The 25,215-nt window shown below is 41.2% G+C and carries 12 protein-coding genes and 2 pseudogenes; 12 read left to right on the top strand and 2 right to left on the bottom strand.

Annotation, left to right across the window (positions count from 1 at the left end):
• A pseudogene (locus EHS11_RS20450) lies at window positions 1-113 on the top strand (IS481 family transposase); the annotation flags it as partial.
• A gap of 1 nt (window position 114) precedes the next feature.
• Here EHS11_RS20450 and EHS11_RS02755 read toward each other — a convergent pair.
• Complete coding sequence (locus EHS11_RS02755; RefSeq protein ID WP_135762896.1) at window positions 115-6,063, bottom strand: SpvB/TcaC N-terminal domain-containing protein; 5,949 nt, start codon at window positions 6,061-6,063, stop codon at window positions 115-117.
• A gap of 56 nt (window positions 6,064-6,119) precedes the next feature.
• Here EHS11_RS02755 and EHS11_RS02760 point away from each other — a divergent pair, with 56 nt between their 5' ends.
• The 5 genes and pseudogenes from EHS11_RS02760 to EHS11_RS02780 all read left to right on the top strand — a co-directional run bounded on the left by EHS11_RS02760 (window position 6,120) and on the right by EHS11_RS02780 (window position 10,242).
• A complete protein-coding gene (locus EHS11_RS02760; protein ID WP_135762897.1) occupies window positions 6,120-7,025 on the top strand; it encodes an LA_3334 family protein in 906 nt (301 codons plus the stop codon).
• Entirely contained in the window at window positions 7,026-8,417 is a 1,392-nt protein-coding gene (locus EHS11_RS02765) for a Kelch repeat-containing protein (protein WP_135762898.1), read from the top strand.
• Window positions 8,418-8,419: 2 nt separating this feature from the next.
• Window positions 8,420-9,004, top strand: coding sequence for a hypothetical protein (locus EHS11_RS02770; RefSeq protein WP_135762899.1), 585 nt, complete (start codon window positions 8,420-8,422; stop codon window positions 9,002-9,004).
• A 13-nt stretch (window positions 9,005-9,017) separates the two neighbouring features.
• A pseudogene (locus EHS11_RS02775) lies at window positions 9,018-9,221 on the top strand (transposase); the annotation flags it as partial.
• Window positions 9,222-9,495: 274 nt separating this feature from the next.
• Window positions 9,496-10,242: a lysophospholipid acyltransferase family protein gene (locus tag EHS11_RS02780; protein ID WP_135762900.1), complete on the top strand. Its 747-nt coding sequence runs from the start codon at window positions 9,496-9,498 to the stop codon at window positions 10,240-10,242.
• Window positions 10,243-10,482: 240 nt separating this feature from the next.
• Here EHS11_RS02780 and EHS11_RS02785 read toward each other — a convergent pair whose 3' ends face one another.
• Window positions 10,483-11,136 carry a hypothetical protein gene (locus EHS11_RS02785; RefSeq protein WP_135762901.1) on the bottom strand — a complete coding sequence of 218 codons (654 nt, stop codon included), beginning with the start codon at window positions 11,134-11,136 and terminating at the stop codon, window positions 10,483-10,485.
• Window positions 11,137-11,405: 269 nt separating this feature from the next.
• Here EHS11_RS02785 and EHS11_RS02790 point away from each other — a divergent pair, with 269 nt between their 5' ends.
• Genes EHS11_RS02790 through EHS11_RS02815 form a run of 6 tightly spaced genes read left to right on the top strand, consistent with a single transcriptional unit; the run spans window position 11,406 to window position 24,906 of the window.
• Complete coding sequence (locus tag EHS11_RS02790) at window positions 11,406-11,825, top strand: hypothetical protein (protein ID WP_135762902.1); 420 nt, start codon at window positions 11,406-11,408, stop codon at window positions 11,823-11,825.
• 9 nt (window positions 11,826-11,834) lie between these two features.
• Window positions 11,835-13,001 (top strand): ComEC/Rec2 family competence protein, encoded by a 1,167-nt coding sequence (locus tag EHS11_RS02795; RefSeq protein WP_135762903.1) that lies wholly within the window; start codon window positions 11,835-11,837, stop codon window positions 12,999-13,001.
• 22 nt (window positions 13,002-13,023) lie between these two features.
• Complete coding sequence (locus EHS11_RS02800; RefSeq protein WP_135762904.1) at window positions 13,024-17,217, top strand: DUF6603 domain-containing protein; 4,194 nt, start codon at window positions 13,024-13,026, stop codon at window positions 17,215-17,217.
• Window positions 17,218-17,228: 11 nt separating this feature from the next.
• The gene (locus EHS11_RS02805; protein WP_135762905.1) at window positions 17,229-19,166 is read left to right on the top strand and encodes a hypothetical protein; all 1,938 of its coding nucleotides are present in this window, start codon (window positions 17,229-17,231) and stop codon (window positions 19,164-19,166) included.
• Window positions 19,167-19,172: 6 nt separating this feature from the next.
• Window positions 19,173-22,820: a hypothetical protein gene (locus EHS11_RS02810; protein WP_135762906.1), complete on the top strand. Its 3,648-nt coding sequence runs from the start codon at window positions 19,173-19,175 to the stop codon at window positions 22,818-22,820.
• A complete protein-coding gene (locus tag EHS11_RS02815; RefSeq protein ID WP_246047553.1) occupies window positions 22,795-24,906 on the top strand; it encodes a serine/threonine protein kinase in 2,112 nt (703 codons plus the stop codon). Before EHS11_RS02810 ends, EHS11_RS02815 begins: the two co-directional genes overlap by 26 nt.
• Window positions 24,907-25,215 lie beyond the last annotated feature (309 nt).

The raw sequence follows: 25,215 nt of genomic DNA on the forward strand, positions 1-25,215 counted from the left end.
TTTACAATACGGAAAGATCCCACCAAGGTAGAAACATGAATGGAAGAATTCCTTATCAAGTTTTTCTGGAGGGCTGTCGAGAATCAGAACTAGAACCGGTAGAGAACATTTGACCTAAGTAAAGTTAGAGGATTGTGACTGGTGAATACTATCTCTGTACACAATTCCTAAAAACTCTTTCGAAATCTCAGTATTTTGAAACGTGCTCCTTTCTAAAGTATCTTGATTCCCTGTTTTATATACAAAAACAACCAAAGACATTGTAAGCAATATCCAAGGAATCGCTTTATGTCCTTCTCTTAATTTTCCATCGACATAGATATTTGTATTAGAAAGAAAAGTAACAAAATTAAACCCTATTCGATTTTTCCAATACTGACTACAATCTATCTCAACTTCTCTACAAAATGGATTAGATAATAATTCATTCGATGCAATGGAACCAATTAAGTTTGCATCATCTCTACTGTATTGAGCAACTAAATCACCTTCAGTGCCAATAATAAACATTGTATGTTTGTCTGGTAGTCCGGGACTACGATAGATCTCATAAATATCTCCGAAATCATATGTCACAGTTCCAAGGTTGAGTAGTGATTTTCTAATTCGATTACCAGAATAATCGTATTTGTATTCAAATCGATCCCCTCCGCTAGTTACGATTTCTCGTAGTTTTCCTTGGGCATTGTAATAATAATTGTCTCCATTCCTTTGAACCATGTTACCAGCTTCGTCGTAAGAATAGCCTAGAATTCCCGTATTTAAGCTATTAGCTTTTGTAACCGAGTGTATATGATTAGGATTATCATAGCTGTATGTAAAAGCACCCTTTTTGAGCAAGTTTCCATTCTTATGGTAACCATATTCTTCCTCACCATACTTGCCAATTGCTTTTGTAATGCGGTTTAATTGATCATATACAAAACTTTGATTTCGCGTTTCATTCATATTATCCTGAATGCTTGATAGGTTTCCTTTATTATCATAGTTGTAGCTTACAGACTGCTCCAAGCTACCGTCTTTTAACTTAGTATAAAAAGCACGCGGTCTTAACCGGATAGGATCAATTTCGATTTTCGTAAGTATTCCATTTCCTGTTTTTCGTTCGATATAATGCTGACCATTCTCTTTTTTGGGTCCATCGTAACTTACGACAGTATGATTTAAGCTATTCCCATCATGAGAATCCATCGTCAAAAAACCAAGCTGACCGGTTCCAGTATAATGGCTCCGTACAATTGTTCCTTCGGGATACTTTATTGTTTTCACTCTATTAAAGGCATCATATGTTTTCTGAAAGATTACCTGTAAATCATCTAACGTTCGCTTTTCGGCTGTAACATTTCCTTTATTATCATAAGCAAACTCAGCGATTCCCGTTTCATCAGTAACCTTTGATAATCTTCCTATCATATTTGTCGTAGCTATCGAGTTTGAATGATCATATTCGTATATAACTGGAGATTCACTACCTGCGGTCAGTTTAGTGATCCTTCCCAGGTGATCTATCTCGTATCTGTGTAATATACCACGTGAATCTTTTTGTGTGAGGATTTCTCCGGCAACATTGTATGTATAAATTGTAGTGCCGGAATTGCTATCCGCTTGGCTTATTTTCCTTCCACCTTGGTCATACTGGATTGTCGTGGTAGCATTTCCCGGATCAATAATTTGTGTAACTTTCCCTTGTGAATTATAAGCAAATTGAAGCGTTTCACCTTGTATGACTTTAGTTACTAATTGTCCGAACTCGTCCATAGTAGAAACTTCTGATCGGATATTTTCAGATTGATAAGCTGTATTTGTAGTTATATTCCGAAGCCCATAGCTAAAATTTACAATCTCGCCCGTATAAAAAACCATTTGTTTCGGCCGCTCACTTGTATCTTCATTTGCTTGGTAGTAACTCGTCAAAGTCCAAATAGGACTTTCTCCTGTCAGATAACGATTCGATTTTTGAATCTCCCTTCCTTTTTGATCAAATTTAAACTCTTCAGTAAATGAATACCCATCAGCCGCAAGAGATTCGGTCTTTAAGGTTTGATCCAGTATATCCGTTGTTTCTTTAATCCAAAACTCTTCCTCTGCCATATAAGTAGTCTTAGTCGTCGTATATAAGGAACCATCAAAAATGTAATCATAACTTTCTAAAGTATCTCCATTTACAATCGTTTTCGTCTTCCTACCATATGTATCGTATTCCGACTCTTCTTTATTCCCATTGGAGTCTTCCACACTGACTTCCAAATCAGTCTTAGGATCGTAGTTAGTTGTTGTAGTTTGATCAAGAGCATTTCGAAGAGTAGTTTGCTTACTTCTTGTCAAGTCATTGTATTCATATGAAAGAGACCTTCCCAAAGAATCAGTAGTGCTATTTATATTTCCAATTCCGTCATATGTATAAATTGTAGTATACCATTCTCCATTCCCTACCAATTCACTTTTGGTAACTATATCAGCTCCCGAATATGATAATTTGGTGTCTTCGACCAAACCCCCATCAATATAAGTTTTTTCTTCGATAGATTGAGCAGGTATATTCAATCCAGAGTTTGACTGGTAACTAATCTCTTTTCTGGTAGTCCGTCCGTTCCATGTATCTTCGATTACACCTGGTTCATAAGCATACGCACTTAGATAAGTAATGGATTGTGACTTCTGATCCTTAATAACCCCATTTTCGTAGATTAAGGTAGTGGTAGCTGTTGGTAATTTTAATTTGGTTCCATTATGTGGAGTATAGTATGTATAAGCATAAGAATCCCTTTGGATCAAACTATCGTTCCCTGCATAAATTTCCCTACTTGAAATTTTTCCTGGAAAAGTTGTATTCTGAATATAATTGGTGACAACCCGACCAACAAAACTTCCAGAAAGATAATTTCGTTCGGTGATAGTTTCGAATCCCAAACTAACTCCCGTCTCTAAATCTCCGGGCTTGTGTCGCCCATTCGAATAAAAGTAATCGGTATTTTCAATAGGAAATCCCGTTCCTTTAGTGGAATACACAGAAGTAACCATCATTTGAGGATACCAGTTTGGTAAACCGGAGTCATAATTACCTGTTCCTTTCAAAGCAGCTCCGGGAATTGTTTTTTTCCAACTATAATTAACAACGGTTTCAGCTCCGCTTACCCCATTGACTACCCGCTTAAGTAAACCACCTTTAATTGATGATTCTGAAAGTATCTCTCTAGCCTTCTCTGTTTTTCCATACTGATAAAACAAATCGGGAATTCCGTCTTCATTCCTATCATCAAATTGAATAGATGTTAGCTCGCTTGATTCGACTTGAAATGATCCTCCTGATCTTTGTGCAAAGGAACCATTCGATTGTCCGAAATAAGTCTGAAATGCAGTAGAATCCAATTGCGATAAGGTAAAATCCAACACACCATCCGAATTCATATCCACAAAATCAAAAATCTGGATTTTCTTCGCATTAGGGTCATCTTTTTCTGCAAATCGATCTGGTTTTATCACCGTCGGAATATCCGAAGTTATCACAGAATTCGTATTAAACGATCCTCCTGTATTTATGATAACCCTTAATTGATTGTTGAATGTGCTAGGATTTTCAACTCCGTAATCATAGGGATTGAAATGGCTATTTCGGTTTGTTAATGTGACAAGATCGGGAAGTCCGTCTCTAGTTACATCAACTAACCAGTTCTTACCAATATAACCGACAATTTCTTTCGGCAATACTTGCGCAGATTGTTCCAAGCGGTTTTCAGAAAGGAATATTTTTGTTACTATAAGATGGTAAATAGCACCGTCTAAATTAACATTCTTAATTCGAGTAATCTCATCATTCAGTTCATTCGCTTGTCTGTCATATACCTCTTTTAATTTTTCTTCAGAAAATACGCGGTCAACAGATTTAAACAATATATCCCGATATTCGATAGTGGTATTCTCAGGATGTTCAACTAACGACCAGTAAATCCCTCTTTCATCGGAATGTATTTTTAAAGATAACGCATTCTTTACTCCGTCATCAGCAGGGCCTCCCGAGATAACATGCCAGATCTGATCTTTGTAGGTTTGCCTTTCCGAATCTGCTGCCGCAAGCTCTGCACTGTGCCTGCTTTTCATCGCTGCAAGTTCCGCCTGCTCCGGTGGTGGATTTACATTCACTATATGCAAATGTTCTGGAATTCCATCACCATCTATATCCGCAAATTGATTGATTCGATGAGCAATAAAGGGATTTGTGTTTTTTGTTTCATAAACCAGTTTACGAATGCCTCCATACCAAAATACCTTTTCCGCCTGAAAGCTTCTTCCTTGAGAAAGGTAGACCGACATTCTATCGTCATAAAAATGAACAAAATCACCTCGACCGTCGGAATTAATGTCCGCTACATAATCTCTAGGATCATATAAAGAGGTTCTTGAATAATTTTGAGCAGAAGGCGATAATAGTATATTAGAATACGCGACTGGATATTCCAACCCAGATCCATTTGAAAAGGAAATGTTTAAGATTCCTGATTTTTCATATAAAAAATCAGTTTTACCATCACCATCTATATCCGCCCATTGATAAAAAGTATTATATTTGATTGGGAATTTCGGAGAATCATAACTTCTTTTGGAATTTACAAACTCCTGAGTACGAACATAGACTTGGTCTCCATCCATCTTGCCTAAAAACCTAGAGTATTCAGATACTCCATCGCCATCAATGTCTGTGGGAAAATTCGTACGAGATGAAGACAAAAAGCCATTATTGCAACCGTCTTGCCCAAAGGTAAGATACACCCCACAGTAAAGAACCACCTCACCGGGACATCCAGGAAATGCAGTACAAATGCAAGATAGAGGCCCCCAATTGCACATTTCTCGATTTCTATTTCCCAACGGATAACGGCCGATATAATCAACATCTGGATTATATCTATTTTCAGCAATATCCATCGCACTTACCTCATATAGATCAGTCTTAATACTACTTTCTTTGGATGGATCAGACGCTCTTGCCGCCTGTATTGCGTAAGGTGTTTCTATTTTTCCGGAATTCCAAAGTTTCTTTATTGCTAATGCCAATACCAATTCTTTAAACTTTTGAAAACCTCTGTCCACCATATCAATTTCTTGGCCAAACCCATCCGAAAGCGATGTTGCCCCTACAGATAACTTAGTAATGAGACCAGAATGGCTCGGTGTATAAGAAAATTCCAAAGGAAGATGTGTAGAAAGAGAAAACAAAGTATCTTTTTTAAATTCCACCTTGGTTAGTAAACTGTCTCCTGTTCCCTGATCATTCCCATAACTCATAGTATAAGAGTGTATCAATGAATTGTCAGAGTAAAACAGAACTTTCGAAACCCTCAATTGCTTGTAAGTATAAACTTTCTCACTATAATCAGAAAACGTATCTGGTCTTCCTTCATAATCAAATTGTATGTATCTCTTTCCGGCTGCATAAGTAATCTTAGACGGATAAAGCTCTCCAGCATTTTCTATCCATTCATATTGAATTGTTTCCCCGTGCGCTTCTTGCACTTCCGCAAGTCCCCAAGTTCGAATCGCTCCATTTGGTCCTGTTAATTGCGCACTTGTACCACCATATGTAAATCTGGTTCCCTGCTTATTATATGCAATAAAACCGGTTGGTCCTTGTCCTGAATCACCTTGAGGATAAAATGAAATAAAACTTTCTTCCTTAGAGTAATACACCGATCTGTTTCCCAAAGAATTGATGAGCTGACCATGCTCAGAGGATATAAACCTATCTGAAGAAGCATAATTAATTCCATATCCTAAATCTCGTTTAATGTATCCGGCACCTGAAAGAAACCACCCTTTCCCCAGAAGTCCTCTACCAAAACCTGAATTATAAGAAAAACTGAGCTGTGGCGTAAGACCTTTCGTCCCTTCGGGAACAGCCAAAGGAATGCTAGTAGTTGCGTAACCGTTCGGGTCGCCATTTACATCAAGCAGCGGTAAGGGTAACTGACCACCTCCCATAAAAGAGAAACTACAAATAGAGGCAAAGAAAATAATTAGTACATAGCACAAATTCCGCATTTCAGAAAACCTTTTACAGTATAACATTAAATCATTGTAATTTCCTCCTTATATAATTTTCTTGTCAATCACTGCTTCATAAGATGTTTAAAAAAGTTTACGGCTGTTATCTAGTCAATTTATTGCAAGTGTTTGTCGGCATTTTCGCCACTTTACCCATCCTAGGCGCTGAACTGCGCTTCCCCAACGGAGAAGTATTCCAAACAGAATTTGTTTATGAGGATGAAAGAATCCTCTCCGTTCGCTTCCGGGGAAAGGAATATAAGGTTCCCAAAAAAAGTCTGGAATCCTATGATCTGAGTAAAAAAAGTTCATCTGTATCTTCATACAAGCTCTCCTCCTTTGTTTTAAAAGATGGCAGTACACTACGAGGAACAATTGCAGAAGAAAAGCCCAATGAATACACGATCAAAACAGAAATTGGATTTCTAACACTGTTAAAATCGGAACTCAAAACCCCTTACCCAGTCCAGTCGGCTCCTCCTGATTTTCCGGAAGAATACAGATCCACTGACAAAGAAACTAACCAAACAAGGGTTGGTCTTTCATTCAATTATCTTCCAACATTGCCGCCTCTATCGCAATCTACCCCAGCTCTACTTGGAGCAAGTTTATTTGTTGAACCTGCCTTTCTTCGCATTACAGAAAAATGGCAAACAGGTTTCAAATATGAATACCAAACTAGCCGTAACTTAACAATTCATTCTGGTTATACTTACTTTCTTTATTCCAAACAACTGTTTGATAATCCCATACTGGACTTTTATACTTCTATAGGACTAGGTGTTTCCCAAGCGGCATTCAAAACCGAAGGGAGCAACCTTGCTTTTACGGGAACGAACCCATTAGTCAATTGGGAGTTAGGTTGGCAGGGTTTAAAAATCTCAAAGTCCTTTTATCGGATAGGGTGGAAAAACCATTGTTTTATTGAGGAAAAAGGAGCTTTCTGTGGCTCTGGAATTGAAATCTCAGGAGGATGGGCATTTTAAATGAACTTTAAAATTAAGAACCTATTCCTTACTTTCTCCATTTCATTAACCTTATTCATCTTCTTGCTTAATTGTGGAAGTAATGCCATCACCCAAGGAGTCGATGCAAAGGATGCTAAACTAGAGTGGGCGGTGGCTTCCGAAATTTCCACTTCTGGAGCACGCATCACCTGGAAGTGTTCTGCACCTACCATGGGTTATCTGAAAGTCACCTCTTCAAATGGTTACGATTATACAGGAACAACTTTCTTTCCTTTAGATGTTCATTCCATACCTTTGGGAAACTTAGCCTCAGATACAAATTACAGTTATACTCCTACCTGCGGATTAACGGAAAAAGGTTTAGGATTTCCACTGAATTTTAAGACGAGCGCAGATAATAATGTCATCTTCAAAAGAAGTATCTGGATGATCGGAGGAATCGGATCGGATAAAAATCCAATTGCAGATATAGACTATTACGACCCGGACACAAATCAATGGGGTTCATCTATTACAAAGATCCCTACACCCAGAATCAATGCGCAGATTGTTTCTCATAAAAATAAAATCTATATCATAGGTGGACTCACCAAATCAGGAACAAGTTACTCTCCATCCAGACTTGTAGAAGTTTACGATCCTTTCCAAAACAAATGGACGACTTTAAGTTCTATGGCTTCCACATTACAAGGTGGAGTTGCGGGATCAGTTGGAAATGATATTTATATTTTAGGTGGATCAACTTCCGCAGATATGACAACAGGTACGATTTTAAACACAATTTATAAACTCCAACCAGATCTAGGAACTACAGGAACCTGGAGCGATTATCTATCGACTAACATCTATGCTAGGATTGATATGGCAGGTTGCACTTACCAAGGCTCTCTTTTCTATACAGGAGGAAGGTTCTATAACGATGGACTTGCCTATGCGACAAGTGATGCCTACCTACCGTCACTCAATTCCGTTACTGCAAAGATTGAAGCTTCCATTTCCATTGCCAGACATGGTTCGGCATATGCATGTTATAGACCAAATCCCGATGACCTCCATCCTTCCGATCCAGTATTATTTCTTGTTGCTGGTGGCTCGACTGCAACGGACATTGTTCAACCTGTTTCGGCCATCACTTCGTCCAATCGATTTGAGTATATGGTTCTAGGAACTGCGGCAAATGCTTTCGTTACCGGCTCCAACCTTCCCGCCAATCTATACGCCCCTAGTATGGAAATCTCCTATACCCAAAGAAAGGCATTCTTATTCGGAGGAGCTTCCGAAATCAACCTTCCTACAGACAGTATCTATTCCTTAGATCTATCCAGTCCCGGTTTGCAACCCTGGGAATCAGTTTCTGTGAAAATGCCCAGGTCTCGTTTCGGACACAAAGCAGTCATATTGAGTAGATGATAATGAAAGCAAGGGTTCTTATTCTATTATTCATTAGTTCATTCTTAATCCAGCTTCCTATTTCCGCAGACTGTATTTCCGAAGAGGACAGTTTTGTGTTCCGAATGAAGATCAAAGAAGGAAAATTCAAAGAAGCATCCGATGATTTAGAAGTTCTTTCTAGTCGGTGCCCAGAAAATGCGAAACTAGAATTATTAGAAACAGAACTTTGGATAGACCAAGGGGAAGAGCTATACAAAAACAAACAGTTCAAGTCGGCCTTTCCTTTCTTTAAAAATGCTTATGCGAGGTGGAGAACCAATCCTCTCGTAAAACAAAGATATAACGAACTTTCTGATAAGATATTAACCGATGAACCAATCACAGTAACGAAAAGAGTAGTGACGATCCAGGAGAAAATAGAATTACCTATAGCTACTGAAAACCAAAATGATTGGGAAGAAAAGGTAAGATTGTTTTCCAAGTTGGATATATTGGAGGAACGAATTTGGATTTTGACATTGATTGTTGGGATATTGATCAGTTTGAATCTGGTATTTGCTGTTGGAATTTTAGTTCGTTATCTATCACGCGTTTTAAAAAGGTAATTTTATTTCTAAGTTAGGTGTAGGTATTAATTTACAGGGGACTAAAAAGATTTTAGGCATATGGGTAGAACGAACGGAAGGTGCAAAATTCTGGCTTCAAATTCTCACTGACTTAAAAATAATTTATCAATCTCCATCCAAGGAAATGGCAAAGAAAAATCTTGAAGATTTTTCGATTAAGTGGGATGATCAGTATCCGATGATAACCCAAACCTTTTTGTCTTCCATACGATTCCCTCTCAAGCTGGATTGAATATACCATATAAATAAGGAATTCACCAATACCCGATTTTTCGAATCATTGCCTAATCTTTCGAAGTTTGCTTAAATTCGACGATATTTCAGGCAATTTCATTGTATAATCTAAGAGTGATCGAGGCGTATTGTTTATATGTAGCAAATTAAAAGTATTTAATTTCTGTATTATGGAACCATATTTTAATTATGTTTTTTTGTTTTAAATAGTGCCTCCGCAAAAAGTTTAGTAAGTCATGGAAAAGATTATTTCTTACCCGATATCTATAGTGTATTATTTGCTGTTTTTATGGTGGTTATGCTTTTTCCATCCGATCCAATGGGTTTGTTTCAATCTATTCGGCTATAATGCACATCGAAAAAGTGTAGCCTTATTAAATATGTTTCTGATAAAAAACACGATAATACTCGGAACGACATATTCCTTCAAAGGCGTAGAAAAATTACCAAAAGATGTGCCTTTGATTTTTGTGGCGAATCATCAAAGCCTATATGATATCCCTCCTTTAATTTGGTTTTTACGTGATTGGCATCCGAAATTTATTAGCAAAAAGGAATTGGGTAAGGGAATCCCAAGTGTTTCTTATAACTTAAGACATGGCGGTTCTGCACTCATTGATAGAAAAGACGCAAAACAATCGCTTACCGAAATTAAAAAATGTGGAGAATTTATTAATAAAAACAATTATTCCGTAGTCATTTTTCCGGAAGGAACAAGAAGTAAAACCGGTCTGCCAAAAGCCTTTTCCGAAAGTGGATTGAAGATGTTATATAAATATGCACCGAACGCTTACTTTGCTCCAATCACGATTAATAATTCGTGGAGAATATCAAGGTTTGGTCAATTTCCGCTCGGCCTAGGAAGCAAACTTGAATTTCAAGTGCATGAGCCTTTAAAAATTTCCGATTATACTTTTGAAAATATTTTCGAGAAAACCGAAAAAGTAATCAAAGAAAATATTAAAACAACAAAAGTTCGTTAATGAATCATACTATGAGATCAACCTCTGTCAGTATAAATATTTTTGGGCGAATCCCCGAAACTCTGTTTTAGCATAAAGCCACCTATCACCTGCTTGCCGTAACCGATCTTATTACTTTCGGGGTCAGGCTACTACGGGCTACGCGTTCGCTCCGGTCGCTTTGTGCGACCGCGTGCCGCGCCCTACGTATCCTTTTCGCGGATGTTCATCGTGTAGATACGAAGCTAAGCGTTTTTCTTTTTAACTTACCAACGAATCAGCGGTATTCGAATCCAAAACAATGTAATAATAATGATTCTGCGTATTTTTTACAGACTGTATCAAACCGAAAAAATCCTTCCAGATTGCCCCTCCCCAAATACTATCTATAACCGTACAACCTGCACTCGCGGCATTCACTTCTTCGGAAGTAGTTGATTTGGCATGAATATCTATACCGAACCAACCGGTTTGAAATAGACTCGGCTTTTCCTCTTCCCAGGAAACCCAAGGAGCGTTATTCGCATGTTCCTTATACCTTCGCACAGTCACTTGCGAAGCTTGATTCAAAGCAGGATGTCCTCTGTGTATTCCGGTTTTATATTTATAAAGACCTTCTTTCAATCGCGCGGTGCCCAAAGGATTCATTGCTTTTCGAAGCCAAGTCATCCCTGGATCCATAGTACATTGATATGAATGATACTCCGGTTGGTCTGTATTTCGAAAAAGAAACAAGGAGTCATTATAAAGGTTGATCTTGTCGTTATTTTTTACCAATACTCCGTTCTGAACCGTATAACCTCTGACTCCGAATATGATATATTGATTCGTATCAAGAATGGATTTACCCGTATTATCCCTATAAGCGGTAGTTCCATAGGAGACTAGTTTGTCGGTAAAATCTTTCTGATTCATTTTTTATCCTTATCCGTTAAAACTCATTAAAAAAAGTATGCCAGAACCGACAGGGCAGCTTTGCGATTTAAGCAAAACGCCGCAAAGTACTACAAAAAAACCGATCATCCACAGTTTAACCGGTTAGTCGGTTAGTCAGAAATTGCATTAAAGATAACAGGTAGTACCATTGATCCTTTTGGAAGCAAACAATTATTTTTTTATAAAATTTTGGTTAATCACTTGATCTTATCGAAAGAAAATTCTCTTTTTGTCCAACGGATTCTACCATGCCAACGCAACCGGATTCAAGATTATTCGATATTACAAATAAAGTGAGTCAAGGGGGAGCACCCTTTAATGATTTTCTTTCACCGGACGGATCGTACTATGCCTTTCTTTCGAAGGTGGATATCAACGAGAGCAACCAAGCGGATATTCTGTTTGAAGTTGTGAACGAAAATTGGATGAACAACGTAATTTTAAAATCAGAACTCAGCCTAACTAAACTCCCTCCCCCTTCTCCTGCGTTATTGTATCATATGGTAGGAGTTGACCCGTCCGCATTGAAACAAGTTCTGGGACTGGCAACAGATGATGACCTGGTCGAAGGCGAATGGTTTCTCATCAATATAGCAAAAGCTGCAAGTACAAGCGACCCGAACCAAGGACATTTGTACCACCCCGACCTGGATATGCAGGAATCTTAAAACATATTTATGGCACCACCACTCGTACCTGCACCTGACTTCGGAAACTACTCTATCCAAAATGGAATTCGCGTAGCTATGCTAAGTGCCAAAAGACCTGCGGTTGATCCTCCTACAGATCCGAACGCTAAACGAGCGGCCAGTATACAAGGAGCATTTTGTCCCAGCGAAGATACCGATATGGCGGATGCCGGACCTGCGGCTCCAATCACAGTAGCTCCTTCCCCATCTCACGTTCCGCCACCACCTCCCCCTCCTCCTGTGGGAAGTATAGGAATCATGGATGTAGGCCAGGGAAATTGTAATTTGATTTTTGATAATGCAAATCCTCCCGAACCGATCGCCTACTATGATGTGGGATTCCCAATTTTTTTCTATAAGAGTGGCGCCCCTGCTAACTTAGTTGCATTAGGACCGATTCTACAAAACCAAACTAACAACCTAGAAGTGATTCTATCACATTGGGATTACGATCATTGGATCAACGGAAGAAGAGCAGGACTACAAAACTTAGTTTGGAACTACCCAAAGCAATTGATGGGTCCGGTGGCAATAAATTTCTTGGGAACAATCGCAGTTCGCCGGAGAGTAACTTTTCCTATAACACATCCTTGGTGGGGTGGAGCACGCCTAGTGAAGTGTTCTCCCGCAGGAATGCCCCTCGCTTCATGGATCAATAATTCGGGCCTAGCACTTATGGTTGACATTTTACTTCCGGTAAACGATCCGAACTGGCATTCAGTATTTCTGACCGCAGATGCAAACCATAATACCGCGCCACTTCTTCCATTCGGTTGCACAGGAATTACAGCGGTTCATCACGGATCAGGAGCGCATGGAGCGGCTCAAAATTTAGTCCCTCCTGCCAACTTAGGTGCGGCAGGACCAGGGCGAATTGCTTATTCCTACGGAGTGAGTCCGAATAATGGTAGTCATCCGTATCATTTTCCTGTTCAAGCTTCCGTGACTGCTTACCGAAATGCGGGCTGGGGAGCATTCGCAGGAGGTGCTGGACCTGTGCTGAATGCGGAGCTTGCATGCGCAGAAACCCCTCTCAATTACCATCAAAATATGCCGCAACCACCCAGAGGAAATATCCGAATGGGAGACAATACTCAGTTAAACAACGCACACTACGGCAATACTGCTTTTTATAATTACAGGCCTATGATATGATCCGGGAGTTTCGTATCCAAATATGATTATAACCGATCTGAATGACGTAAAGTCCTGGATGTCATCGCTAAAAAGCGGTCAATCGGCAATACTTTCTCCGAATATGTTCGATCCCAAGGGAATGATAGTCACATTATTCGGTTTGCTTCCTGACAATCAGTTAAACCTTACCATCAACCAGCTCCAATCACAAACTTTTACGATCACGGGAACAACCTCGTTTCTTGGTACGGATGGGACGGTTGCGAATATTGTTTTTTCAGAAACCACCGAGGGAATCCTTCAATTAAATTTAAGTCTTACATATCCCGCGCAAACTTCCTGGAGTTTGATTGCAAGTTTTGCTATCGAATTCGGAAGTTTGGTGTTTCAATGGATTCCCTACCCGGACTTGGGTTTGTACGGCCTGACGATACAAACGGTGCTGATTGTAGGCACAGACCAACCACTCAGTCTGCCGGTAAAAGTTGAAGTTCCTACTTTCGAAGGAGAATGGATTTTATCCGGTGACTTTACTTCCTCAAACCAGATTACAGAATCCGCATTACAGTCCCTCGCAGGGAACTCGGATGTTCTAAGTCTACTCAGTACCGAGTTATCCGACCTAACAAAGTTTAAACTGAATCATATAGAAATGGCATTCACTCCGAATGCGGATACTACCAAACACGCCTGCTCCTGGATCGGTTTCCAAATAGAATATGATGCCGATTGGTCTTTCTTTTCCAATCTTTTCACGGTTCAGAAAATATTTTTAAATTTCAGAATCTTAAAACCCTTGGATCCTTCCAATCCGAAGGGAAATACTTCCTCCAGAGCATTGGAAGCTACGATTAACGGTTATTTGACGATAGACAGTGTCCCTATCGAAATCGGGGGACAGTTCCCTCAAAAAAAAATCTATGCAAGGTATCCTCCCGAACCGACTCCTCCTTTTTTCTATGAGCCTGATCCAGCCCTTCCTCTAAAACTAAATAGTGTTTTCAGTTATTTGAACCTGACTATTCCTAGCTTTTTTCCCGATATAGAAATCGGCCATGTGGATTTGGTCTTTCGAATGCCTACATCTCTTTTCGAATGTAAGTTGAGAGTGGATACTCCGATTCCTCTTTTCGGAATAGCAGGAAACGAAGTGACTCTGGATGTTCTTTATGTGGACATTACGGGAAGCCACGACCCTGCCACAAAACAGAACCAAGGCGGAGGGTTGATTTATGGTTTATTTACCATAGGAAGCTCAAGTCCTGTTACGATCTTTCTATCCGCAAATTACTACAGCCAAACCCCGGGCATGGTATTGAAAGGAACGATTTCGAACTTGCCCGTCGGGGAAATGATCGATTGGCTTTCCACCAAACTGGGAATTGGTGATCTTCCCGGATTTATCGGCCAAATTTCACTTGCCACTCTTAATATGGAATACGATACCTCTTCCAAAAATTTCAATCTGATAGGCAACGGTTCTTTCCCTGTCTCCGGACAAAATGTCCAAATTGATTTCACAGTCGCAATCACGCAAGGAACGACAATTCAAAGACAACTGACCGGTGCTATCACTTTGAATTCTGGATATGTTTTCAATATAGATTTCACTCAAAACTCGGATTCAGTTTTCGTTGCTTCTTATACCAATTCTTCAGGAACATCGGTTGCACTGAAAAATATCATAAGCGGACTTTCCACGGAAATCGCATCAATCATACCGGACGACTTTACTTTGGAACTAAAGGATGCATTTCTTTGCATATACCAAAATCCGAACGAACATGTTACCGACTTTGTATTCGGAATTGATTTGGGGGGTTTCAATCTTTCCGATATTCCTATCGTAGGATCGCAACTTTCCGACTCACAAACTTTAAGCATCGATGGCTTACGGGTATTGGTTTCCTCCTCTTCTTCAATTTCTCAAACAGACGTTATATCCATAAACAACGCTCTTCCGCCTGCTTTGCAGAAACTACCTGCAGCAGGAATTTCATCCGAGTTCCTTATTTCCGCATCCCTAAATTTCGGCAGTGAAGCAGAGTCAGTTGTATTACCTTTGGGCAATACTAATAGCCCGGCGAGATCCAATTCCACCGCTAACTCTCCCGCCGTGACCACAGCGCCCAGTCCCGCCAGCGTTCCTTCGGATACTTCCCAATGGTTCAACATACAAAAATCTTTCGGGCCTATTTCCATTCATAGATTGGGAGTGCGCTATGCGAACGGAGCCATTTTATTTTTGTTAGATGCCGATTTGGAAGCGGGCGGATTGACGATTTCCCTACTCGGGTTATCATTCGGTTCCGCTTTAAGCCATTTTGATCCTCAGTTTTCACTGAATGGACTTGGAATTGATTACCAAAACGGACCTTTGGAAATAGGCGGTGCCTTTTTGGCACAAAATGGAACTTACAGTGGTTTTGCGATAATTCGCAGTTCCATTATGCAATTGTCAGGACTAGGTTCCTACGCAGATTGCCAAGGCCATCCTTCCTTCTTTATTTATCTGAATTATTCAGAACCTTTAGGTGGTCCTCCTTACTTCTACGTTATGGGACTTGCGGGAGGTTTCGGCTACAATCGTTCCTTATTGATCCCGGATGTGAGTCAAATTCAAAATTTTCCTTTTGTGCAAATCGCCTTAGGTCAATCTTCCGTAGGAACCGAAGACCCTTCCTCGGTACTTCAATATCTGGTGCAGCAGGGGCTCTCCGACCCTTCAATCGGTGATTATTGGTTCGCTGCAGGGATTCGATTTCTTACGTTTCAGATGATTGACTCGTTCGCTCTCGCCACAGCCAGGTTTGGTGATCACTTCGAACTTGATTTGGTAGGACTCTCTACACTTACGATTCCCTCCGACGTATCCAATCCGTTAGCCGAAGCGCAGATGGCATTGAAGGCGACTTTCGCTCCCGAAGACGGCTTTCTCGGCCTCAGTGCCCAATTGACTCCTGAATCTTACATACTCTCAAGAGACTGTCACCTAACAGGAGGATTTGCGTATTACCTTTGGTTTGACGGGGATCATGCAGGTGACTTTGTGGTGAGCCTTGGAGGTTATCATCCTAGTTTCATTCCTCCGCCCCATTATCCCACCGTTCCCAGAATCGGTTTGAATTGGCAACTTAGTTCCAATATCAGCATCCAAGGTTATTGTTATTTCAGTATGACTCCGGGTTATCTGATGGCGGGAGGAGGACTTGAAGCTGTTTGGAGCTGCGGTGGTCTTCGCGCCTGGTTTACTGCTTACGCGGATTTTTTACTTCGTTGGAAACCTTTTTATTACGAAGCGGACGTAGGTGTGGATATGGGAGTATCCTACCGGTTTTCAATCGATCTTCTTTTTACAACGATTCACATCACAATATCGGTTCATTTGGGTGCGGATATCTATTTCCATGGTCCCGATTTCAGCGGAGTGGCGCACATCCATCTTTGGATCGTTTCCTTTACGATTCGGTTCGGAAGCGGTTCCGACGGTCCGAGTCCGATTGATTGGCCTACATTCAAATCATCTTTTTTGCCGCAAAAGAACGGAACGTATTCCGTTTGTGCGATTTCTGTTGTTTCCGGTTTAGTCAAAGACTTGAGCGGGGACATTACATCCAAAGTCAATTTTATCATCAACCCCCATACATTCCGTCTTTCAGTAGCTTCCGCAGTTCCCGCAAAAACAGCAACATACGGAAGTTCGACGATCACAAGCACAAACGAAATATTCGGCATTAGCCCGATGGATCTGGCAAGCACTGATTTCAGTGAATCCGGGCTTTCCATTGCCATTACCCGAGACGGGGAATCCGCCGAAGAAGATTTTGTTTTTTTACCGGATTATAAAAACGTTCCCGAGTCACTTTGGGGAGAGTCAATGCATGCGGCCCTGAATGCTGATGCATTGGTGCCGGGGGTATTGAACGGATTCGATATTTTCCCAGCCCCCATTCCTAACCCCGCGGTTACGGCAAGTATCCCTTCGTTTCGATTGGAATTCACAGATGACCCGATCAATGATGCGTATATCTGGTCGTTAGGTGGAGATCCTTTGATCCAGTCGCTGACTCCGGAAGCAAGAAGACAAAATATCCAATCAACGATAGGCACCGCTTCCGCAGCCAGAGAAACACTATTTAGTACTTTCGGATTTACGAATGCTGATTTTGATCTGACCAATCTTGCAAGCACAACAACGACTGCCTTTGTCACAGCCCCCCAAGTATACACTTAGAGTGAAATAAAATGCCTGATCCGAAAACAATAGAATTCATTCAATACCATAGACCGGATTTAAAATCGGGAGATTATAATATTTCCGTATCACATAATATAAAGATCGGCGCAAATGTTTCGGATTCGTTTTCCGCTCAAAAATCTTTTTCCGTCAGAGGAGATCGTTTTAACATAAATCCGTCCGAAATTGTAGCTTGTTTTCCTCCCCAGGACAGCATAGGCGATTTTTCCAATTGTTTGCCTCATCTGGTCATCAACAAATCCACCTTACCTTGGGAAAGAACTTCAGGAACGGAAACTGACACCTCACCATGGTTAGCTGTTATTTTATTGGATTCAACGGAGACTCCCCAGATTAAAATCGAAAACATTCAGATTTCAAGTATGGGATGGGCTTTGGAATCCGGTGAAACAGGAACAGACTACTGCCAAACCCTTCTCATTCCCAAATCATTGTTAGAGTCCATTCTCCCGACGGAACCGGAAGTCAACCTACTGACACATATTCGTCTGGTCGACACATCAAATAAGGCCAATGCATTGCAAAGCGGAATGCAGGAGTTTGCGGTAGTTGTAGGAAACCGATTGCCCTTAAAGGGTGCGGCAAATGTTTCGTATCTTGTTTCCTTGGAAAACTATTTCACAACGGATTCCGGGACCTATTATCCGTCGGATGCAAACGGACTTATTCGCTTGGTTCTCTTGAAAACCTGGGATTTTACCGCTCTTTCGGAAGAACATACTTTCAAACAAATCGTTTCCAATCTAAACAGGATACCTCCCGTTTTACGTTTGCCCGATATGGCAACTAACGCGCAACAAATGGTTCAACTGGGATTTGTTCCTATAGCCCATCAACTCCGCCAAGGTGATAAAACCGTTTCGTGGTATAGGGGACCTTGTGCTCCCTTTTCTCCCGTTGCAAACACATTGAGTCTGCCTGCAGGCAGTTCCGACGAACTTACTATATACGATACAAAGAACGGAGTCTTGAATGTAACCTATTCAAGCGCCTGGGAAATAGGCAGACTGCTGGCATTACAAAACAATTCTTTTGCCACGGCACTTTACCAATGGAAACAAACTGCAAAACGACAGGACATACTGACCGAAGAACAAGCCCTCATCAGTAGAGCATTAGGTGACAATAGTATTCCCGGCGGACAAACAGGATTACCTGCGAGCGATGCATTGCAAATCATAGGAAGCTGGCTCGGAGAACTCAGCTTGCTTGTAGGTCTGCCTTTCTCCTATTTGGTACCGGATGAAAAAATGCTTCCGACGGAATCCATTCGTTTTTTCGAGTTGGATATGAATTGGATTGCCTGTCTTTTGGACGGAGCGTTCAGTATAGGACGTTCTACTTCCGGTGATCTTTCGAATGATCAAAAGCTGACGACTTTATTGCATCAAACGGCACGTCAAAGCGCTTTGAATCTTCGATCCAACCTAACAGATTCAAGCTCAATCCAGGACTCCACGCAAACCATTTCGGGAATTTTACTTCGTTCCGAAGCGGTATCAGGTTGGCCGAATATGGAGATTCATGCCTATACGATTCCGCAAGCTGATGCAAACAGCCTTCCTTCCGGTGAAATAAATATTCTACGGATGGATCATTTATCAAAGGACGTATTGATTTGTATTTTCAACGGAGAAGCCTCTCAAGTCGATATATTGTTACCTTCGGAGGGAGTTCATTTCGGACTGGATGAGACAACTCCATTTACCAAAGAACTAAGAGATCCCAACGGAGATCTGGAAAACAATCTGACATTGACAACGATCCCGTTCAAAACTTATCCCAGAGTTTTGGACATAAACACTTTAGCAACAGATATAAACAGTTTGTTAGGTGCTACAGGAACTTTCACCTCCGCTCAATTCGGCTTACAAATGGTCGAAGGTGTTGACAAAATAAGCTTTTTAAAATCCCAAGGAGGCTAATATTCAATGAGTCCAGTAACAACAAACCCGCCTCCTTTGATCGTACCGATCAGGCTTGATGCCATGTGCATAGGAACGGAAGATTCCAATCAACGCATTTCCCTGTTTGCTCCTTCGGCTGCGAATTTTACAACTCTACCTTATCCGGGAGGACCTGCCGGAGCAAACTTAAGCGATAATTTTACGAACAAACCTTTTCAAACGGAAACTCTTCCATTACAACCCGGCATTCATTTGCACTGGGCGCTTCCGGATTCCCTTTGCAGAGGTGTGCAAGTAACAGATCCGAATACGGGAGCGGAAAAAGTCAATTTTCTAAACGTTCCGAACCGTTGGCTCGTCACAAGACTGTTAACCGACCTATCGAACGAAAATGCGCCGAAAACTTCCTTAAAGTCCTGGGTTGTGGAATCCGACTTTCTGTCTACGGATGCAAACACATATTACAATCATACAAATATACCATATAACAAACAGAATACGCCAATTTCTCCTGACAACCCTCCGTTTCGTTATATGGGAAGAGCTATCCCTTTGGAAGTATGGAATGAAACCTCGGATCCAACAGTAGAAAGACTGGTCCCTCTTACTGCAATCGGTTACGGGGAACCCCGATTTTCTTCCTTCTATCCGAATTGCAAAACAGTCTTCGGATTTCAGGATACGTTTTCAGATGTTACGAATTTCAACCCGAATGCATCTTCTTTGAGTTATTCCGTTTCGGGATGGTACAGCGATTTAGACAATGACCCGATTCATACCTCTACCGATTTTGCCCAAACTTTGTATGAATTTCAATGGGAACTGTTAGCTGGCAGCACGCCTGCTTCCTTCCAACAAATGATCTGTTCCGGTATGGTGGGGAATGTAAGATGGAATCCCCAAACTAATTATATCAGCTCCAGTAGCACTCTCAATGCCACTCAGGTAGTCATAGGGAACTCACCTTCGGAAGGTTTTGCAACTCTTCTTGCGAACAAAGTGACAGTCCAAGGAATGACACCCGAACAAATCGAACGCTATCTGGAAGCTTTACAACTCGGCTACCTAAACCAATTGACCAATGGTTCGGCGATGTCCGACCTTGATAGGGATTTGCACAAAAGTTTTTTCGGGGTACAAACCACGGATTCACTCTGGACGATCGTTCCTTCCGGCAGTGCAAACGACCAAAACATTATTTTGTCGGATAATGTAAGTAAGGACTTAAATCAACTCAACCAATTGCAAACCGGCTATAACGGGACGGTTTACTTGCAAGACTCCATTCAACGTCAGGTTTTCGCAGACTGGTATAAATACATGACAACTCTGTTTCCCGATTCGGGAGAATCTTATCCTGTAACCTCGGATGATATAAGAAATTATATCGAAACATTTCTGAACAATAACCAAACAAGTGTTTTGGCAAATCTGAATGCTCAAATCCTATCCCTTCAAACACAAATCACCGGTGAAATAGGAAACGGATTTTTGCTCAAACAAATAGAGGCTCCCCGTTTTTACAGACCGAACGATCCGACTGTGCTGATTTCCGGACCTGATCTAAAGCCTTCGGAAAGATACGGTTTCGACGGAAACTTTTCAGATTCGAATTCTCTTTTTTGCAGAATCCCTTCGCAGCTTTTGCAAACATTCACGTTCAACGACGGTAAAGGGAACCGGTCCCTACAAATTTCTTCTCTGCCCGACTTGCAAAGCACCTCGCTTCCGTTAGCTGATATAATCGATCAATTGACGAAGGAAACTTTCTTCCTGGACCAAAGCCAATTGCCAGCTCTATTGGGATCAGCGGGTCTGAATCCGATTACGGCACTTCTTGCCTCTCTCTCTCAGGAATACAACCAAGGCCCCGATCAGTATTTTAAAAATCATATTTCATCCGGAATTTTGCCCTCTCCATTGGCAGTTCAAATATGGAACCAGCCTTGGAATCCCATTTTACTGCAATGGGATATAGCATTCCAACCCATTCAGACGATTCAAACGGACCCGAACATCACAACGCCTACGAATTATGATCCGAATCTCATTATAAACAATTTCAAACTTCCGGATGGAGAAACAGATCTTCAGTTTGAAACACAAACACCGGTTACGCAACCGGAAGAACAGTATATAGGATCAACCATCCTCACTCCGCAAGCCTTACAAAACCTTCAAAATCGCGCGAATGATTATCTCAAGTACGCAAGTAGCAACACTCTTACGAATATCCTTTCTCAAACGAGTGATATGCAGGTTTTATCACAAACCCTTTCAGGATTCAACGATGCTTTAGGTATGCAGCTTCTTGAAATGCAGTTTTCGGCAAACAATCCTTTGGCGCATGGACTGGACAGAACATTTAATACAAACGTCAATACTTTCGTATCAAATGCGAATGACACATCCCCTCTTCCTGAAAATAATTTTAATCCGATTCGCTCCGGTTTTTTAAGAATCCAAAGATTGCGGGTTGTTGATTCCTTCGGGCAATACAAAGACTATGATAATCCGCCCACTATAGCATCAAGAAGCCTTTCTACCGCTTCAAATACCTATCCTGTATTTTTACCTCCTCGGTTTATCCAACCGGCAAGGCTGCAGTTTCGTTGGCTTTCCGCATTGGATGACAGCGAAGAATTGAATTGCATAGAAACTCCCATCCACGGGTGGATTCTTCCCAACTACCTTGACACCTCTATTATATTATACGACAAGGACGGAAATTCTTTAGGCAGCCTTTTCTCATTTGACGGTTCTTCCGTGGTCTTTGAAAGTTCGCCCGGTGCAAATCCGTTTTTAACAGTAAAAGCTTCAGATCCGAACTTCCAGTCAACATTGGACGAAATCATCAAGGACGTTAGATTAAACAGTTTTGTCTCAGACTTTCTCACAAAAACGGTAAACTACCTTCAATCCTTCGTAAAAACTTTGGATAAGTCCCTGCAATTTATCGAACCCGCGAATTTCAGCGAAACGAATAGCATCGCATTATTGATCGGTCGCCCGATTGCTCTCGTCCGAGCCATGCTGAAACTGGAATTGCAGGGAAGTCCGGTTCAAAATCAAAGCTGGGGATCATTAAAGTATAATATAACAAATGCTAATACGAACGATACTGCCGAATTCACAAATGTAGCATTTCCCATCAGACTGGGAAGTGCTTTCGAATACAGTGATGGTCTCGTAGGATTTTACCAGGAAAACAATCTTCAAACCGATTTTTCAAAGTTTTACGCGCCTCAGGCGGACGGAAGCGATCAGGAAATCATCGCACCTTCGGAAACGACCATCACTCTGAATGCAGAAGTAAACGGAGGTTCTACCACATTATTTTTGTTAATGGATCCGAGAGCGGCGGTCCATGCAACAACCGGAATTCTCCCTAAGAAAAAAATCGATATTCCCAGAAACCAATACATTCCCGCTTTAAATCAAATGTTTGTTACATTTTTAACCGCCCCGGTGATTACAAGCAAGGACACTCTTTCCATTCCTTATCCGAATGCAAACGGACTCCAATGGTATTGGCTGATGAAAGAGGCTTCCGATTGGACTATCCTTTCTCCCATTCAAAAAGTTTCCCAACAAGCAAGCTTTATCTCGCCACTCATCATTAGAGAAGGCTGGTTAAAACTTGGCAATGTTATTCAAAAATCAAACCAATAAACAGGATATTTTTATGATGGACCAAAAACCTAATCAAACCGAAGTGCAACTCAATCTAACTACTGATAAAACCCTGAACATAGTTTTTTCACCCATGGATGCTCAAGGGAATACGGTTGTATATGTACCAAACCAATCAACAGGAACCCCGGTGCCTGCAAGTGACGCTTTTGCGATAAAACTGGAAAATATAGGAACCGAACCCATCGTTTTAAAAAAAGGCATACCTGTTTCGGATAGTCTGGCACCAAATAGCGGTTATTTTTTAATGGCAGTGCTTTTGCCGGCTAGCATCCAATCGACGGAAATGGGATCGGTGCAAGCAGGTTCCGACTGGGGAATCAAGAGTTTTACCGATGATGGAAACTATTTGATGTTAGCTCCCGTAGCAGACATACAAATTTCCGTTCAAAATAGCATTTCCATTCAATTTGCCGGATTTGCTTCAGATCCCCATCAAATCCCGCAAGAGATGAGCCTTAATTTGTACAATCTTGATTCATCAATCATAGGAGATGGAAACTATACTACGAATGCAGTGATTCTCCAGGTTCCGAAACCAGGCAATCAGGATTTAAATCTGATTGCGCAACCGGAAGAAGGCTCCTCGGTTGTAAACATCACACCTACCGGCGCTTCCCAGGCAAATACGAATGAGATTAATTTTTATCTGACAAATGATGATCCTTTGGCTTCTGCAATTCCCTCGACTCCGAATGTTTCCTATATCAGAATTTCTTTTGATACGGGGAATGAAATAGGAGACCTAACAAGTGTAACTGATGCGGCAAATGCTATAGTATCCATTTTGCGGGATTACGGAAGTAAATTCACTCTTTCCGTAGAAAAGATTCAAAACATTCCTACATGGAAATTTACAGCATCTACGGATATATTTCTGAACGGAGGCAGTAACGATAGAATTGAGTTTCAATTGAGCAATCTGATTAGCCATCTGGAAGAAGGAATCGCAAATGTTTATTTGGAATTTTTCAACATACCAGGATTTAACGACGGTTACAAGACATTCAGTTTGCAAAAGGTCCTCCCTTCTGCGGTAATCAGCAGTTTGTCCCTTTCACCTAACCGGATTATTTACGGAAACCAGATTATAATCGCATGGCAAACCCAAGGAGCGTCTTACTGCACATTGCAGTGTTCCAGCATCGGAAGTATAGTTGATGCAAGTGGAAATACCATCCAAAATTACCAACAGTTTCCGGCAAACGAAACCGGATTAACAGTCACTCCCGTTTTGCCACAACTACCTGCATCAACCTCACCTGTATCATTTTCCATTACGCTCACTGCGTTTACTGAAGACGGCAGAGGAGGCAGCCCCGAAGAAAGAGCAGTGCAAATAGAACCTGTTTCGTGTTCACTAAGTGCATCTATAAGCGGTCCCATCCTATCCGGAACCCCGGTTACATTAAAATGGATTTCAAATTATGCCTTTAGTTTGGAAATCGATCAGGGAATAGGGACAGTCCAAGCCAACGGCTCGATACAATTAATACCAGTTAACACAACAACTTATACTCTGACCGCAACAGGGCTTTACGGGCCGATCACATCTCAAGTTACCGTAGTAGTCAGCCAAGTGAAAATCAATTCTTTCACGCCAAGTGCTACAAGCGGGGTCCTTGGAGAAAAAATCACTCTCACATGGGATGTCGTGTTTGCCACGATCATCGATATAAACGGACAAAAATTAACAAGTGATAGCGGAAGCATAGAGCTTCCTCTAACAGTATCAAGCAACCTCTTTACATTAACTTGTCAGGGAGGCGAAGGTCCTGCCATTCAATCCATTACAATACCTGCAACCGACGCAGTTCAAATCACAAATATGAACGGTTACATACAAGGTGGTGGTGTATATATTAATCCTGTATCTGCGATTTTCAATTGGGCAACTGCCAATGCAACTTCCTGCACGGTAACTGCAAACGGAAACATAGTTTCCAATGCAACATCCGGAAGTACTAATGCAGCAGCCGGAACAGGAGACAATCCGCAAACAGTTACTTTTGTAGTAACCGCCGAAGGACCAGGCGGTCCGATATCTCAGAGTTATGCGGTCTGACAAGCTTAGCTTTGAAAATAATATTTTTGGGCGAATCCCCGAAACTCTGTTTTAGCATAAAGCCACCTATCACCTGCTTGCCGTAACCGATCTTGTTACTTTCGGGGTCAGGCTACTACGGGCTACGCGTTCGCTCCGGTCGCTTTGTGCGACCGCGTGCCGCGCCCTACGTATCCTTTTCGCGGATGTCAATTATTAACTAAATCACTATTTTTTGCTACCAATTAACTCGTATAAGTCCGCAATTTTCTTCACAACAGATTTTCTTTTTTTCAGATTTCCCCTTTCATAAGATTATTTTAATATTAT

This window comes from Leptospira ilyithenensis (assembly GCF_004771005.1).
Taxonomy (GTDB): domain Bacteria; phylum Spirochaetota; class Leptospiria; order Leptospirales; family Leptospiraceae; genus Leptospira_A; species Leptospira_A ilyithenensis.

Excerpts from the sequence above, each read along its gene's own strand:
- EHS11_RS02795 (WP_135762903.1), top strand. The coding sequence starts at position 11,835 with ATGGCACCACCACTCGTACCTGCACCTGACTTCGGAAACTACTCTATC.
- EHS11_RS02780 (WP_135762900.1), top strand. The coding sequence starts at position 9,496 with ATGGAAAAGATTATTTCTTACCCGATATCTATAGTGTATTATTTGCTG.
- EHS11_RS02770 (WP_135762899.1), top strand. The coding sequence starts at position 8,420 with ATGAAAGCAAGGGTTCTTATTCTATTATTCATTAGTTCATTCTTAATC.
- EHS11_RS02810 (WP_135762906.1), top strand. The coding sequence starts at position 19,173 with ATGAGTCCAGTAACAACAAACCCGCCTCCTTTGATCGTACCGATCAGG.
- EHS11_RS02755 (WP_135762896.1), bottom strand. The coding sequence starts at position 6,063 with ATGTTATACTGTAAAAGGTTTTCTGAAATGCGGAATTTGTGCTATGTA.
- EHS11_RS02815 (WP_246047553.1), top strand. The coding sequence starts at position 22,795 with ATGTTATTCAAAAATCAAACCAATAAACAGGATATTTTTATGATGGAC.
- EHS11_RS02785 (WP_135762901.1), bottom strand. The coding sequence starts at position 11,136 with ATGAATCAGAAAGATTTTACCGACAAACTAGTCTCCTATGGAACTACC.
- EHS11_RS02760 (WP_135762897.1), top strand. The coding sequence starts at position 6,120 with ATGTTTAAAAAAGTTTACGGCTGTTATCTAGTCAATTTATTGCAAGTG.
- EHS11_RS02765 (WP_135762898.1), top strand. The coding sequence starts at position 7,026 with ATGAACTTTAAAATTAAGAACCTATTCCTTACTTTCTCCATTTCATTA.
- EHS11_RS02800 (WP_135762904.1), top strand. The coding sequence starts at position 13,024 with ATGATTATAACCGATCTGAATGACGTAAAGTCCTGGATGTCATCGCTA.
- EHS11_RS02805 (WP_135762905.1), top strand. The coding sequence starts at position 17,229 with ATGCCTGATCCGAAAACAATAGAATTCATTCAATACCATAGACCGGAT.
- EHS11_RS02790 (WP_135762902.1), top strand. The coding sequence starts at position 11,406 with ATGCCAACGCAACCGGATTCAAGATTATTCGATATTACAAATAAAGTG.